13 protein-coding genes are annotated in these 14,003 nt (G+C 38.3%); 4 read left to right on the top strand and 9 right to left on the bottom strand.

The window, feature by feature from the left end; all coding sequences use genetic code 11:
* Positions 1–1,410: 1,410 nt before the first annotated feature.
* Both ACFX4G_RS06440 and ACFX4G_RS06435 read left to right on the top strand, forming a co-directional pair.
* Positions 1,411–1,683: a DUF1827 family protein gene (locus tag ACFX4G_RS06440; RefSeq protein ID WP_176521228.1), complete on the top strand. Its 273-nt coding sequence runs from the start codon at positions 1,411–1,413 to the stop codon at positions 1,681–1,683.
* A gap of 71 nt (positions 1,684–1,754) precedes the next feature.
* The gene (locus ACFX4G_RS06435; protein WP_097823511.1) at positions 1,755–1,976 is read left to right on the top strand and encodes a tyrosine-type recombinase/integrase; all 222 of its coding nucleotides are present in this window, start codon (positions 1,755–1,757) and stop codon (positions 1,974–1,976) included.
* An 84-nt stretch (positions 1,977–2,060) separates the two neighbouring features.
* Here the strand turns inward: ACFX4G_RS06435 and ACFX4G_RS06430 are convergent, their stop codons facing one another.
* Positions 2,061–3,071, bottom strand: a complete 1,011-nt coding sequence (locus ACFX4G_RS06430; protein ID WP_043982309.1) for an LLM class flavin-dependent oxidoreductase — start codon at positions 3,069–3,071, stop codon at positions 2,061–2,063.
* 130 nt (positions 3,072–3,201) lie between these two features.
* Positions 3,202–4,419, bottom strand: a complete 1,218-nt coding sequence (locus ACFX4G_RS06425) for an MFS transporter (protein ID WP_377573405.1) — start codon at positions 4,417–4,419, stop codon at positions 3,202–3,204.
* Between the two features lie 140 nt (positions 4,420–4,559).
* Here ACFX4G_RS06425 and ACFX4G_RS06420 point away from each other — a divergent pair, with 140 nt between their 5' ends.
* Together ACFX4G_RS06420 and ACFX4G_RS06415 are read left to right on the top strand one after the other, a co-directional pair.
* Positions 4,560–4,841, top strand: a complete 282-nt coding sequence (locus tag ACFX4G_RS06420; RefSeq protein WP_028408645.1) for an acylphosphatase — start codon at positions 4,560–4,562, stop codon at positions 4,839–4,841.
* 83 nt (positions 4,842–4,924) lie between these two features.
* Complete coding sequence (locus ACFX4G_RS06415; protein ID WP_025752250.1) at positions 4,925–5,701, top strand: 3-hydroxybutyrate dehydrogenase; 777 nt, start codon at positions 4,925–4,927, stop codon at positions 5,699–5,701.
* A gap of 39 nt (positions 5,702–5,740) precedes the next feature.
* Here ACFX4G_RS06415 and ACFX4G_RS06410 read toward each other — a convergent pair whose 3' ends face one another.
* From ACFX4G_RS06410 to ACFX4G_RS06380, 7 genes are all read right to left on the bottom strand, one after another.
* Complete coding sequence (locus tag ACFX4G_RS06410; RefSeq protein WP_377573402.1) at positions 5,741–8,152, bottom strand: S8 family serine peptidase; 2,412 nt, start codon at positions 8,150–8,152, stop codon at positions 5,741–5,743.
* 740 nt (positions 8,153–8,892) lie between these two features.
* On the bottom strand, positions 8,893–9,330 hold the full coding sequence (locus tag ACFX4G_RS06405) for a S1 domain-containing RNA-binding protein (RefSeq protein ID WP_013056909.1): 438 nt from the start codon (positions 9,328–9,330) through the stop codon (positions 8,893–8,895).
* A 181-nt stretch (positions 9,331–9,511) separates the two neighbouring features.
* Positions 9,512–10,333, bottom strand: coding sequence for an ammonia-dependent NAD(+) synthetase (gene nadE, locus ACFX4G_RS06400; protein WP_013083029.1), 822 nt, complete (start codon positions 10,331–10,333; stop codon positions 9,512–9,514).
* A 34-nt stretch (positions 10,334–10,367) separates the two neighbouring features.
* Positions 10,368–11,048: a nicotinate (nicotinamide) nucleotide adenylyltransferase gene (gene nadD / locus ACFX4G_RS06395; RefSeq protein ID WP_025752246.1), complete on the bottom strand. Its 681-nt coding sequence runs from the start codon at positions 11,046–11,048 to the stop codon at positions 10,368–10,370.
* Positions 11,049–11,063: 15 nt separating this feature from the next.
* The gene (locus ACFX4G_RS06390; protein ID WP_377573399.1) at positions 11,064–12,533 is read right to left on the bottom strand and encodes a nicotinate phosphoribosyltransferase; all 1,470 of its coding nucleotides are present in this window, start codon (positions 12,531–12,533) and stop codon (positions 11,064–11,066) included.
* A 23-nt stretch (positions 12,534–12,556) separates the two neighbouring features.
* On the bottom strand, positions 12,557–13,105 hold the full coding sequence (locus ACFX4G_RS06385) for a cysteine hydrolase family protein (RefSeq protein ID WP_043982237.1): 549 nt from the start codon (positions 13,103–13,105) through the stop codon (positions 12,557–12,559).
* Between the two features lie 71 nt (positions 13,106–13,176).
* Positions 13,177–13,953, bottom strand: coding sequence for an NUDIX domain-containing protein (locus tag ACFX4G_RS06380; protein WP_057236878.1), 777 nt, complete (start codon positions 13,951–13,953; stop codon positions 13,177–13,179).
* Between the last annotated feature and the right edge of the window lie 50 nt (positions 13,954–14,003).

The following is a 14,003-nucleotide window of genomic DNA, read 5'->3' as shown; positions in this document are numbered from 1 at the left end:
GGGAATCCGCCCATGCCTGGTGATCCGCCCATACCAGGGAATCCGCCCATGCCTGGTGATCCGCCCATACCAGGGAATCCGCCCATACCAGGGAATCCGCCCATGCCTGGTGATCCGCCCATACCAGGGAATCCGCCCATGCCTGGTGATCCGCCCATACCAGGGAATCCGCCCATACCAGGTGATCCGCCCATACCAGGGAATCCGCCCATACCAGGGAATCCGCCCATACCAGGGAATCCGCCCATGCCTCCATGTCTATCTAAACCTTGTCTTATGTTATCCATATTATCTCTCCTTCAAATAGGTTACAGTCTAGACTATGTAAAATCAGTAATAAGGCATAGACATATACCTATTCCACCAAAAAAATAATGAAATTACCAAAAATTTATTACTTATATTTATTAGATAACGTATTAGATTAAAGAGTAACAATATCATAATTGCTACATATTTATATACCCCACACTTTTAACGCCTTCATCACATCATCATTTTCACCTGATGGTCAATTGTTTTGGTGATATTGAACAGCAAGTAATACAACACTTACTGTTCTTTTTTTATTTATGTTACTTAAGTAAACAATTTGTCGTCATTTCATCATAATAAATAAAAAAACATCCAACTATTAGAATACTTTTTCTTAAGACACTACTTTTTCAATTTTATTAGGATAAGTCCATTTAGCAGATGTAATTTCCTGTTTAAATAATTCTTTTTGTTCCTCTTTGTCATTCATTGCAACATAGGACTCCACGTTTTTTATATGGTCTATTTCACGTTTCATCTGTTCGTTCATCAAAGTTTTATAGGTATGTTCATGTCTAAATTATGTACTCTATCATCATTGTTCTGGACTTTAAATCTAATCGACATTTTACAATCCATGATAATTGGAGAATTTCCGTACTGAAATAGTTTTAAGAAAGTTGTCTTTACATTCTTATTTTTATATAATTCCACCATTTCCTCATATGGTTTTGTTGATATAATTCTACTATAACCGAAAGCAGGAAAAGTTAGCTCGCCGCTGGGGCTACAACGAAATATTATTTTTGTCTCGTCTTATTGAAGCTTTTCGTAATAATTGTACAAACCGATATGAAACTGCTTCTTTTTTAAATGTAACAGAAAATTTTTTACAAGAAGCATTAGATTGGTATAAAGAAAAATATGGTGTTTGCACTTTTTACGATGGTTACTTAATAGGCTTTGATCCGCTAATTATAGAAAAATTACCGCTTAACTCTGAATCTAATTAATAGGATGTATAATCTTTATTCCGCGCTTTATTAAAAAGCTAAACTTCTAAACCACTATCCTCTAAACTTACTCTTTCACGAGTAAATTAAGGATTAACTTTACCTTAAAACAGAACATACATTCCTAATAGAGGTGATTTACTTGAGATTTAAAGATGTAACTGCAGGAAGAAAAACGTTCGTTTCTTTTTTTAAACACCAAAGTGAGGATACGAATACAATCAAAATTTTTAGTAACGGAGCAACTAAGATTATTTACAGTAGCACTGAAAAGTCTGAAAAAGTCAGTATATCGAATCTTAAAAGAGACGTAAAACAATCTGAGGTATCATACGCAATAAAGAAAGTATTAATGGCTCAACCTGCTTCAGTTGAAATATTCTATAGCATCAATGGGGGTTATCCATATACATAAAAATAACTAATGTTAAACACAAGTTACTTAAAGGAGGTGAAATAGAGATTCTTATCGATTGGTTTAACATTATGAAGGCTATTACTAACAAAGCTAAACTGCATCACATAAGCCCTCATGGTTTACGACATACTCATGCAATTATGTTATTAGAGAGCGGAGCTGACATTAAATTCGTAAGCGATCGGCTGGGACATACTAACATTAAAATGACAGCTGATGTATATCTTCATATTACAAAAAAATATGAATCTGAAAACATTACTAAGCTAGATCGTTATTTAAGTAATTAGTGGGGCAAAAATGGGGCAAACGCCTATTACCCACTCTTCCCCTCCTCTCATATCAATAGCTTACTCACAAACCCCATCTTTTTCTTAAAAAAATGAGGGTTGAGGAAATAGCTCTGCAAGCAGTTCATAAGACTTCTTTTTTGCTTCATAATCATGGATATTTGTAATAATTAAAAATTCGTCGTTATCATATTTTTGCTGCAGCTGAGTTAATCCTTGTTTTACTTCAGCTGGATTTCCTACGATCATACGAGGACGATTGGTGCTTATTTTTTTGAGCTCTTCTTCTGAATAAGAACGATTGCGCACTTCCTCTATCGATGAAACCGTTGTATCTCCGCCTTTAGCTACTTTCAACAGCCAATCATCTAACGTTTTAGCGTGTTCCTCAGCTTCTTCTGTTGTTTCTGCACATACTACAAATACGCATACGTTGGTTTTAGGCGTTGATTGATACGAAGAAGGGATAAATTCTTGTTTATAATGACGAATGGCTTCTTGTCCTCCAACTGAATAAATAAAGTGTCCAAACGTAAAAGAGATGCCCAATTCAGCAGCTGATCTCGCTCCTCTTTTATTAATACCAAGATGCCACAGTTCTGGCTTTGTTTCGCTCAGCGGATAAGCCGTCACGCCGTAATACGGATGATCCGACGGCAAATTATGCTCAAGATGTCCTTTTAACGCTTGAATTTGCCGAGGGAATTCATTGAGGCTTTTACGAACTCCATCTGTCAGCGCTAGCCGGGTAAGCGCATCACCTCCAGGTGACCGTCCAAGACCTAAGTCAATTCGATTCGGAAACAGATTTTCAAGCAGCTGAGCATCTTCTGCTACTTTATACGGACTGTATTGAGGAAGAAGGACTCCTCCAGATCCAATGCGGATTCGGCTCGTTTGAGAAGCTAAGTGCGTCATTAATAGTGTCGGAGATGAACCCGCAAGACCATTCGTATTATGATGTTCCGCTACCCAAAAGCGATGGTAGCCCAACTCTTCCGTTAATTTAGCCAGCTCTACCGTGCGTTTCAACGCTTCCTTTGGTGTTGATCCGCTTGAAACAGGAGACTGATCCAATACGCTTAGCTTAATCATAGGTGATTCTTCCTTTCGATTTTCAATTTCTATTGTCTCTATTGTAGGAGAAAAATATGAATCCGTCTTGAAATTTGCTTCACGCTCATAGAAAAAGCAAACGCTAAGGCGCGTTTGCTTTTTCTTTTTCTTATTTTGCTTCGTGCATTTCTTTCACACGCTTATCGCTCGGTAACAGCCATGTTAGCAGCCCTAGAATTGGAAGATAGCTGCAAAACAGCATAATAAACTGAAGGCTGAAGACGTCGGCTAATTTACCGAATACAACAGCTCCTAAAGCTCCCATTCCAAAAGCAAGACCTACAATTAAGCCGGAAACCAAGCCGATTTTTCCTGGCATCAGCTCCTGAGCATAGACGACCGTGACGCTGAAACTTGACTGAAGAATAAAGCCGATTAGTACTAAAAGAGGTGCTGCCACTCCTAGAGAAACATGAGGCAGTAATAAAGTAAACGGTACTGAACCTAACATAGAAAACAATAGAATATTTCGTTTTCCGAAACGATCGGCAAGCGGACCTCCAAAGAATGTTCCAAACACCCCTGCAATCATAAATAAAAAAACGTAAAGCTGAGCGCTTTTGATAGGCAAATTAAATTTTTCAATGATATAAAACTGAAAGAAATTAAGGATGCCTGCTCCGTACCATGAACGTGCAAAAACTAGAAAAATTAAAAGTCCAACTGCAAAAATAATTTGCTTGTTCATCGTAAATGAAGCATCTGACTGCTTTTTCTTTAAGCGTTGACGAGTAGCTAACTCCGATTTATACCATTTAGAGACGCTATACAAAACCACTACGCCGATACCTGCAATTAACGTAAACCAAATCGTTCCAAACTGACCAAATCCGATAAAGATAAATGCCGTAAATAGCGGAGCCATCGACTGTCCTGTATTTCCGCCAACTTGATAAATAGACTGCGCCAGCCCCCGTTTTCCCCCTGCTGCCATATACGCTACGCGAGAACCTTCGGGGTGAAAAATAGCTGAGCCGAATCCTACAAATAAGACAGATATAATCACAAAATAAAAATTTGGCGCTAAAGCGAGCCCAACCATACCAATCATGCTTAAACACATTGCAATTGGCAATAAAAATGGCGAGGGACGCTTATCGGCAAATACGCCGAACACCGGCTGCATAATCGATGACGTCATGTTTAAAGCAAAGGCAATCCAGCCGATTTGCGTGTAGTTTAAATTCATCGATTTTTCAAGGACAGGAAAAAGTGCCGGTATAACGGACTGCATACAATCATTTAGGAAATGGCCTAAACTAATAGCAAATAAAATACGATAAATCGTCGCCGGCTGCGCTTGCTGCGTTCGTGCTGCTGCTTGCATTCATAACCCTTCTTTCTTATTTAATCTACATCAAAACTGTTAAAGTCTTACAATGTCTTTTTCTATTATACAGTGAAAAGTAAGATTGTAGTTGTTTTCTTTTTTATAAAAAAGGGAAAATTGCCTGTGAGGTGAAAACGGTGAAAAAACATGTGCATATGATTGTGGACGGACGCGTTCAAGGAGTTGGGTTCCGTCACTACACGCAGCTAAAAGCAATGGAATGCTCCATTAACGGATGGGTACGAAATCGAGACGATCAAAAAGTCGAAATTGATGCTGAAGGTGAAGAAAGCAACATCCAAAAATTTATTGAAGAAATAAAAAAAGGTCCCTCACCGTTCGCTTCTGTTAGCAATGTGGAAGTAAAGATAGTAAACACCCCTTCCCACACCCATTCTTTTCGCGTGAAGTATAGTTAAAAAACTCGCTAAATTAAGATAATTTTTGATAAAATGGAAAAGTAAGCGATTTTATATTTTCTACATATAAGGGGGAAAAAACGATGGTTGAAAACAAAATTGTGTTAATTACAGGTGCAGCTCAGGGTATTGGTTATCAAATTGGTGAGCGCTTTGCTGAAGACGGAGCGACTGTTGTCTTAACTGACTTAAATGAAGATGGCGTTAAGAAAGCAGCAGATAAATTGAAGACAAAAGGCTACGAAGCATTAGGCATTAAAGCAGATGTGACAAAGGAAAGTGATATTGAACAAATGATTGCTCAAACGGTTGAAACATATGGCCGCCTTGATGTATTAATTAACAATGCTGGCATGCAATTTGTTTCCCCTCTCGAAGAATTTCCTACTGAAAAATTTGAACTTTTAACGAAAATTATGCTTGTTGCACCTTTTGTTGCGACTAAGCATGCGTTTCCTATTATGAAAAAGCAAAAATTCGGCCGCATTTTGAACATGTCTTCCATTAACGGTTTGATTGGTTTCTCAGGAAAAGCAGCGTACAATAGCGCTAAGCACGGCGTAATTGGCTTAACGAAAGTGGCTGCTCTTGAAGGTGCAGAGCACGGCATTACGGTAAATGCGATTTGCCCTGGTTATGTTGATACGCCGCTTGTTCAAAATCAATTAAAAGATTTGGCACGTACGCGAAATGTAGCGCTTGAAAAAGTACTAGAAGAAGTCATTTATCCTCTTGTTCCTCAAAAGCGCTTGCTTGCTGTCGATGAAATTGCAGATTATGCCATGTTTTTAGCAAGTGATTTAGCAAAAGGCGTAACCGGCCAAGCTGCTGTAATCGATGGTGGATATACGGCTCAATAAAAAAAGAGTGTCAGTTAGACTGGCACTCTTTTTTTTTATTTATTTAATTTCGAATTCTCCTAAAGAACCGGTCGTCTGACCTGCTTTTACTGCTTCTGCGTATAAATAATACGTTCCCGCTGGAAGAGCTTCACCATTAATCTTTCCGTCCCACGTTGCGCTAGAGAATCCTTTTCCTACATTCGTATACGAACTTAACAATTCCCCTTTTTCTAGCGTTGCATCGTAAACGTAATAGCTAAGCTTCTCTGCTCCGCCTGGTAAATAACTGCCGTATTCAAATGATCCATTTCCAAGTACATCTACATACGCAGAAGTAACGCGAGGATAATCCGGCTCTTTTACAAATAAGATGGTTGGAACATCGTACGTTTCTTTATTGTTACTTACGGTAATTGTCCCTTCGTAATAGCCAGGAGATAATTTTCCTGCATCTACTTTTACATTCAGGTTTACTTTTTGCGTTTTTCCTGCATTAACAACTAAATCGTTTGTTGATTTAACGTCAATTGCCTGATGGCTTTTCTTAAATTTTACTTTGACCGAGTATTTTTGACTGTGATTTGATAGATTTTTAATCTTAAAGCTTTGTTTTTCTACTTGTTTCCCTTTATCTTTATAAAAGACACCGTACGAGTGACTTCCTGGTGTAATAAGCGTTTTTGCTTTAATTGCATCTACTACGCGCATGCTTCCTGCACCTTGCGTATTATGAGGATAAACCAGCCCGTTGCGGTCACGAAGCAGTTCCGTTGTATTCATTAAAGATGCTTTTACATCTTCTACTTTATAATTTGGATGCGCCTGTAAAATTAACGCTGCTGCTCCTGCTACGTGGGGTGCTGCCATACTTGTTCCTTGCTTTGATCCATATCCATGAGGGTTGCTTGGATCATTGGTTGGCACTGTGCTGATGATATCGACTCCAGGTGCCGAAATGTCCGGCTTAATCATCCATGTATCAACAACCGGTCCGCGAGATGAAAAGTCAGCCATTGTTTCATCAACTGTCTGATCAAATGTTGCAGTAAAAGAGCCCGTAACGGATCCTTTTGCTAAAGAAGCTGCCAAAGCTTGTCCATCAGCTTTTGATAGGCGAATACTTGGCAGAGATGTGCCTGGAATATCAGGGATTGTCCCTTCTACGTTGTTGTAAATCACCGTTGCCACAGCACCGGCTTTTTTCGCATTGTCAACTTTGTCTACAAACGCAATGTCGCCGCGAGAAATAACCGCTACTTTTCCTTTTACATCCTTTCCTTCAAAGTCTTCTGGTTTTCCGAGTCCGACAGGTACAAATTCATACTTTTTACCACTTGCATCTAGTAATGCCTCGTCATTTGGAAAGCCCATTACTTCAGCTGAAGCATAGCTTGCGTTATCCACAGTTAATGTCGTTTTATACAAATTGTAAGGAAGCTGAGTTGCACCAACTGAAATAGCTTCACGAGATGTTCCCGGAGACCCTACTGTCCAGTTAGCTGGTCCACTGTTTCCATTTGACGTAACGGCAACTACTCCTTCTTCCATTGCCCAATCTAATGCAATACTCGTTGCCAAGTCCGGATTATTAATCGTATCTCCAAGCGACAGGTTCATTACATCCGCTCCGTCTTCTACCGCACGGTCAATACCGGCGATCACGTCTTCTGTTGTACCTGTTCCTCCTGGCCCTAGTACACGATAAGCAAGTAAATGAGCATCAGGAGCTACCCCTTTAATTTTCCCGTCCGCTGCAATTGTTCCTGCTACGTGCGTTCCGTGCGTTGTTGCTTCGCCTTTTGGATCTCCAGCAGGCGTTTCTTGAGGATCTTTGTCATCATCTACAAAATCCCATCCTTTATATTTCTCAAACGCTGACTTTAAATCCGGGTGGTCGTAATCAACGCCTGTATCGATAACGGCTACGGTCATATTTTTACCTGTATACCCTGATTTCCACGCTTGATCTGCTCCCACATAGTAAATGCTTTTATCCATTTCAGAACCGTATTCTTCCGCGCTCACTTCTTTCGATTTCACTTCTGTTGTATGATATTCAACGCTTGGGTAAATAGCTTTTACTCCGGGCAAACTTGCTACTTTTTCAAGGTCATTAGCCGGAAGTTCCGCTGAAAACCCGGAAAACACTTGGTCATATTCACGCTTTACTTTTGAAGTTTTAGAAGCTTTTGAAAGCTCTTTTTTCACTTCGTCACGCGCTTTTTTAATCTTTCCTTTACTTTGCGCTACTCCTTTTTTCTTTGCTTCCGCTACAGACTCTTCATTTAACTCCACAATAACTTTTACTTTTTTAGCCGACTTTAAGTTATAGTCTCCTTGAATTTTAACTAAAGACGGTTCAAGCGCTGGTTTTGAATTTCCGTTGGCGGATGCTCCCATTGCAAAAGAAGATAAAGCAACCGAAAATGCTACTGTACTTAATACAGACCGAATTGATACTTTTTTCATTTTGTTTTCCCTCTCCATTTCTCTCTATACTTCGTGCTACTATGTATGCCTTCATCCCCAGAACATACGCATCTTTCGCTTAGCTAGTGAGTTAAAAACTAGAATAGTATGGAAGTTCTATATATTACTATAAAATCCTTGAGTCTATGGAATCATTTTATATATTCGTGCAAATTAAGCACTAATGCTCAAAAAATAAAGAATTTTGTCTGTTTCTCGTCTTTCTGTAACTTTTTTATTCCTAAAATTATGAAGAGATTAGATGAATATATAAGAATACTGACGAATTTCTGTTAATTTAGCTATTTTTATCAGGGACTCATTCCTACTTTTCCTTTGCTTACTTATAAGGTTTTTTTATTATTTTAAGAAAATTGTTCTTATAAGCGCTTTTTATTTTATAACTTATTATTTAGAACATAGTTTAATTTAATATAAAATATCGCACTTAATTAAATGAAATTTTAAAAAATTACGAATAATAAAATGAGATCTTGCAGATACTAACGTCAACGCTCGCACAAAGGGAGGCATGATTATGATAGATTTAAATTTCATCCTACTCATCCTTGATCTTCTCTCATCACTTGTCACTATTGGCATCTACTTTACAACCAAGTAGTACCTAACCTTCTCTTTACTCTTCTAGCGCATGTACTTAAGCTATTACAAAAAAGAAGCAAGCCAATTTTTATTGGCTTGCTTCAGCTATATAATAAAGTAGTTAAAGTGGAAGGGATTTATCCGCGTCTTCCGCCTCTGCCACCTCGTTTTGATTCAGTGCTGCGTTTTAGTGTAGATAAATTATCTTCACTATCTTTTAAGAAACGCGCCATTTTTTGTTCGAAGTTTTCCTTTGGTTGGAAGTTGCTTTTAGAACGATTATCATTATTTCTTGCCTGACGTGGCGGGCGTTGTGAATAAGAAGATGAGGGTCTTTCAGGTTTATCTATTGCTTTTTTAATCGATAATCCAATTTTTCCGTCTTTCTCATTAACGACTTTCACTTCAATCTCTTGACCAACTTTAAGATGGTCATTAATGTCTTTTACATAGCTGTCAGCTACCTCACTAATATGTACAAGCCCAGTTTGACCTCCAGGTAATTCTACAAATGCTCCAAAATTAGTAATACCTGTTACTTTACCTTGTACCTTGCTACCTACTTCAACTGCCATAAAAAATGTTCCTCCTCAATAATATTAAAAGCACTTCATTATACCAAAGTGCGTAAGAATAACAAAGTGTGTATGAGAAAACAATTTGTTAAATTACACTTTTTCCGCCTCTTTTTTGTTTTATGAAAGAAATCAGTCAAAATAATGCCCATATTAGATATACCTAATATGGGCATTTCTCTCATTTCCACCATTCATCAAACATGCTAGCCGGTAACTGACGTTTATGTTCCGTAATACGATAGCGCTGTTCAATTTTTTCAGCGGCTTCTTGTGATACTTCTTTTCCTTCCAAATAATCGTCTAGTTCATCATAAGAAATTCCTAGTTCCGTTTCATCAGATTGACCAGGACTATTATCTAACAAGTCAGCTGTTGGTACTTTTTCATACAATCGTTTATCTGCACCTAATTCTTTTAGCAATGCTTTTCCTTGACGTTTTGTTAGTCCCGTTAGAGGCAGCACGTCTGCTCCGCCATCTCCGTATTTCGTAAAAAAGCCTGTTACTGCTTCTGCTGCATGATCGGTTCCGATAACTAAAAGGCCGTTTTCTCCTCCGATTGCATACTGTACAATCATACGCGTACGTGCTTTGACATTTCCTTTATGAAAATCAGACAGCGCTATATCTGTCGCACCTGTAAACGAACTTTCAAATGCTTCCACCGTGTTTTTAATATTAAACGTATATGTTTCATTAGGTTTAATAAATTCTAGTGACGCCTTCGCATCCGCTTCATCATGCTGCGTGCCATGGGGCAAGCGAACGGCTACAAATTTTGCTTCATATTCTTCTTTTCGCAATTCGTCTACAGCAATCTGTGCTAATCGTCCAGCTAAGCTAGAGTCCTGCCCACCGCTTATACCTAATACAAAGCCTTTTGCATTTGCTGACTTTAGGTAGCTTTTCAGAAAATCAACGCGGGCACGAATTTCTTGTGCTGGATCAATTTCAGATTTCACATGTAGCTCTTTTCTTATTTTTTCTTGCATGTCTGACATGATACATGCTCTCCTTCCATTATATGTAGATTTCTTACTGATACAGTCCATGTTTTTTACTATAAAAATAACAGAGATCAGGCATTAAATATCTTGGTTCTCCGCCCCGGGCAAATTCTTGACGAATATAAGTAGAGCTGATTTCCATCGCCAGCCCTTTATCAAGAAGCTGAAACCGGCCGTCGTCATAATTTCGAAGCAAAGGAGAATGACTAATAGCTTTCAACATGTCTATTCCCTCTCTTGCCATGATGATAAACTGGTTTTTACTAATAAGTTCATCTGCTTTCTTCCACTTGCCTTCACCAATATCTTGCAGTAAGTCGGCTCCCATAATAAAAAATAAATCAGCGTGTGGAAGCAATTTTTTAAAGTGCTCCATAGTGTAGTATGTGTAATGATAGCCCGGCAATACGTCTAGCTCATACGTATCGAGCAAAAATTTGGGGTTATCTTTAATCGCTAAGCTAACCATATTTACACGGTGCTCATCCAACGTCTGGAGCTTTTTATCTGTTCGTTTGTGCGATGAAGGCAAAAAGATAATAGCATCTAGCTTCTTTCGATGCGCAACCGTTGATGCCGTCCAAAGATGAACATTGGTAACCGGATCAAAAGAAGAACCATAAATACCAATTTTCGCTCCTTTTTCTAAAAGCTTATCTATTTTTTTATCAGGGTTTAGCTGTTGAAAATAAGCAAGCGTATCTGACATGTCTCCAGCTCCCTACTATTTTTTATTTAGGGCTTCTGCTACTTTTTGTTTTACGTACGCAATTTGACGCGTTTTATTTTCCCAACATTTTTCGCTTAAATCTACTGGATATTCTTCAGGATTGCGCGTGCGCTTATATTCATCCCAAAGCAGCTCTAAATTATCTTTTACGTACTGCTGAATTTCCTGAAGTTCTTCTGTTTCATACACAAGCTCTCCGTCTACAAAGATATCATGCTGGAGTTCTTTTGCTTCAAAATTTGTGACGAATTTACTGATAAACGTATGAACAGGATGGAACATTTTTAAACGTTCTTCGCTTTGAGGATCTTCGTCTTCCATCGTGATATAATCCCCTTCAGATTTCCCATTCAAATTATTAATAATACGATATACGCGCTTTAATCCTGGTGTACTCACTTTTTCAGGATTTGCGCTAATTTTAATCGTATCCATCATCTCGCCATTTTCTCCTTCAATAGAAACGAGTTTATACACTGCACCAAGCGCGGGCTGATCATATGCAGTAATGAGCTTAGTACCAATCCCCCACATGTCTATTTGTGCCCCTTGCGACTTTAAATGCATAATCGTATCTTCATCTAAATCGTTGGAAGCAACAATTTTTGTCTCTGTAAACCCTGCTTCATCTAACATTTGACGAGCTTTTTTAGACAAATATGTTAAATCGCCGCTGTCTAAGCGAATCGCTGTAAAATTAATTTTATCGCCTAATTCTTTTGCTACTTTAATGGCGTTGGGAACTCCTGATTTTAACGTATCGTACGTATCAACTAGAAACACGCAGTTTTTATGGCGACGAGCATATTTATGAAATGCAATATATTCGTCTTTATAAGCCTGCACCATGGCATGAGCATGCGTTCCTGCAACTGGAATTCCAAATTTCTTTCCTGCTCGCACGTTAGAAGTAGCACCAAATCCGCCAATATAGGCTGCTCTTGTTCCCCAAATGGCAGCGTCCATTTCTTGAGCGCGGCGTGTTCCAAATTCCATTGCCACTTGATCTCCTACTACATGTTTGATTCGAGCTGCTTTCGTCGCAATCAGCGTTTGGTAATTCACAATATTCAAAATAGCTGTTTCTACGAGCTGAGCTTCAATTAATGGTGCTTCTACACGTAAAATTGGTTCATTATGAAATACAAGCTCACCTTCACGCATACATCGAATCGTTCCAGTAAACGTAAGGTCTTTTAAGTAAGCTAAATAATCTTCTTTAAAACCTAATTCTTCATGCAAGTAGGTTAAATCTGATTCGCTAAATTTAAATGCTTTAATATATTCAATAATTCTTTCTAATCCAGCAAAAACAGCATAGCCATTTCCAAAAGGAAGTTTGCGGAAGAAAACTTCAAAAACAGCCTTCTTTTGATGAATATTATCTTCCCAGTACGTTTCTCCCATATTAATTTGATATAAATCGGTGTGTAGCATTACGCTGTCATCTGTAAACATATTCATTGATTTCCTCCACTTTTATGTCCTTAAATAATTTCTGCCCCGAGGCAAGATTTAAAATGTTCAAGCGCCCACTCATGGCCTTTTTGATTAAAGCTTGCTACGGCTTTTTCATAAATATAAATAGCAAATCCTTTATTATAGGCATCTACTGCTGTATGAAGTACACAAATATCCGTACATACACCTGCTAAGTAGACATCGGTAATTTGTCTTTCTCGAAGTTTAATCTCCAGATCTGTTCCAGCAAATGCGCTGTATCTCGTTTTATTCATCCATTCTACATTTGCCTGTGATCGATACACATTATATAAATCATTTAACTTTCCGTATAGCTCTCTTCCTGCAGAACCTTCAACATTATGAGGCGGAAACAGCGCTGATTCTGGATGCAAGGAATCATTTTCTTTATGAAAATCAATGGCGAACACCACATACTCGTTTTGCTCAATAAATTGACGCGTAATATCGCTTATGAATGTTTCTATTTGTCTCCCTGGTTCTCCGCATGTCAAAGCTCCGTTTTCAGCTACAAAATCATTTGTATAATCGATGTTAATCAGTGCTTTTTTCATTATGTTTCCCCCTCATACGTAAAAATTAACAGTTAACATATTGTTAATTATTTAAATTGAAAGTTTTTCTTTTAATAGCGTGCTGTATAGATTGGCTTCATCACATTCATTTCAACAAACCGGTAGAGCTTTGTTGGTTTTTTAGACGTTCTCGTCGTTGTTTTTCCGTCTACTTCTTCAATAAATGGCAGCATTCTTATTTTTCGTGCAAAGGCCTGATCACTTTTAATCGCTGCATCATCCGTTACGGTAAGCAGCACAGCCTGCAGCTCAGAGTATGTAAACTGAGAAGGCAGAAATTTCTGGGCAATGGTCGTTTGCAATAAATCTTTCTTAATTTCCTTGATTGCATCTCGAATGATGATTTCATGATCAAAAGCTAAAGGCAATGAAAAGATTTCATCTATTTTAAACAATTCAACTCGAGCGGCATCATCATTCGCTTTTCGCTTTATTAGACTATCTTCTGGGACGATTGCATAATGTGCGTTTGTAATGACCCATCCTCTATCGTCTCTGCCAGGCTCATCATAGACACCATAGTGTTTTAAATGAATATCCTTTACGCCAGTTTCTTCTTCGAGCTCTCTTTTGGCCGCTTCAAAAGCTGATTCATCAGGATGGACAAATCCGCCGGGAAGCGCCCACTTTCCTGCTTCGCTGTTCTTTTCTCCCTCTGCATTCACCATTGCTCGTTGGATAAGCATTAATTTCAAACTCATTTTAGGTGGTTTGTATGGTTCTTTTTCTTCCGTCACAATCGTAAATACAGCAATATCTGACGTATAGCCATAGGGTTTAGGGTATTCTTTTTTCGTTTGATTCGTCATTGCTTTATTGTTCGACATTCATCATTTCTCCTGATCGCTCTTTTTACAATTAACAATATGATTAATGT

It is taken from the genome of Priestia sp. YIM B13486 (genome assembly GCF_042787865.1).
Taxonomy (GTDB): domain Bacteria; phylum Bacillota; class Bacilli; order Bacillales; family Bacillaceae_H; genus Priestia; species Priestia megaterium.
Note: the sequence above shows the minus strand (reverse complement) of the source record. Positions and strands in the feature narration are given on the sequence as shown.

Excerpts from the sequence above, each read along its gene's own strand:
- ACFX4G_RS06435 (WP_097823511.1), top strand. The coding sequence starts at position 1,755 with ATGAAGGCTATTACTAACAAAGCTAAACTGCATCACATAAGCCCTCAT.
- ACFX4G_RS06430 (WP_043982309.1), bottom strand. The coding sequence starts at position 3,071 with ATGATTAAGCTAAGCGTATTGGATCAGTCTCCTGTTTCAAGCGGATCA.
- ACFX4G_RS06425 (WP_377573405.1), bottom strand. The coding sequence starts at position 4,419 with ATGCAAGCAGCAGCACGAACGCAGCAAGCGCAGCCGGCGACGATTTAT.
- ACFX4G_RS06415 (WP_025752250.1), top strand. The coding sequence starts at position 4,925 with ATGGTTGAAAACAAAATTGTGTTAATTACAGGTGCAGCTCAGGGTATT.
- ACFX4G_RS06410 (WP_377573402.1), bottom strand. The coding sequence starts at position 8,152 with ATGAAAAAAGTATCAATTCGGTCTGTATTAAGTACAGTAGCATTTTCG.
- ACFX4G_RS06405 (WP_013056909.1), bottom strand. The coding sequence starts at position 9,330 with ATGGCAGTTGAAGTAGGTAGCAAGGTACAAGGTAAAGTAACAGGTATT.
- nadE (WP_013083029.1), bottom strand. The coding sequence starts at position 10,333 with ATGTCAGACATGCAAGAAAAAATAAGAAAAGAGCTACATGTGAAATCT.
- nadD (WP_025752246.1), bottom strand. The coding sequence starts at position 11,048 with ATGTCAGATACGCTTGCTTATTTTCAACAGCTAAACCCTGATAAAAAA.
- ACFX4G_RS06390 (WP_377573399.1), bottom strand. The coding sequence starts at position 12,533 with ATGAATATGTTTACAGATGACAGCGTAATGCTACACACCGATTTATAT.
- ACFX4G_RS06385 (WP_043982237.1), bottom strand. The coding sequence starts at position 13,105 with ATGAAAAAAGCACTGATTAACATCGATTATACAAATGATTTTGTAGCT.
- ACFX4G_RS06380 (WP_057236878.1), bottom strand. The coding sequence starts at position 13,953 with ATGTCGAACAATAAAGCAATGACGAATCAAACGAAAAAAGAATACCCT.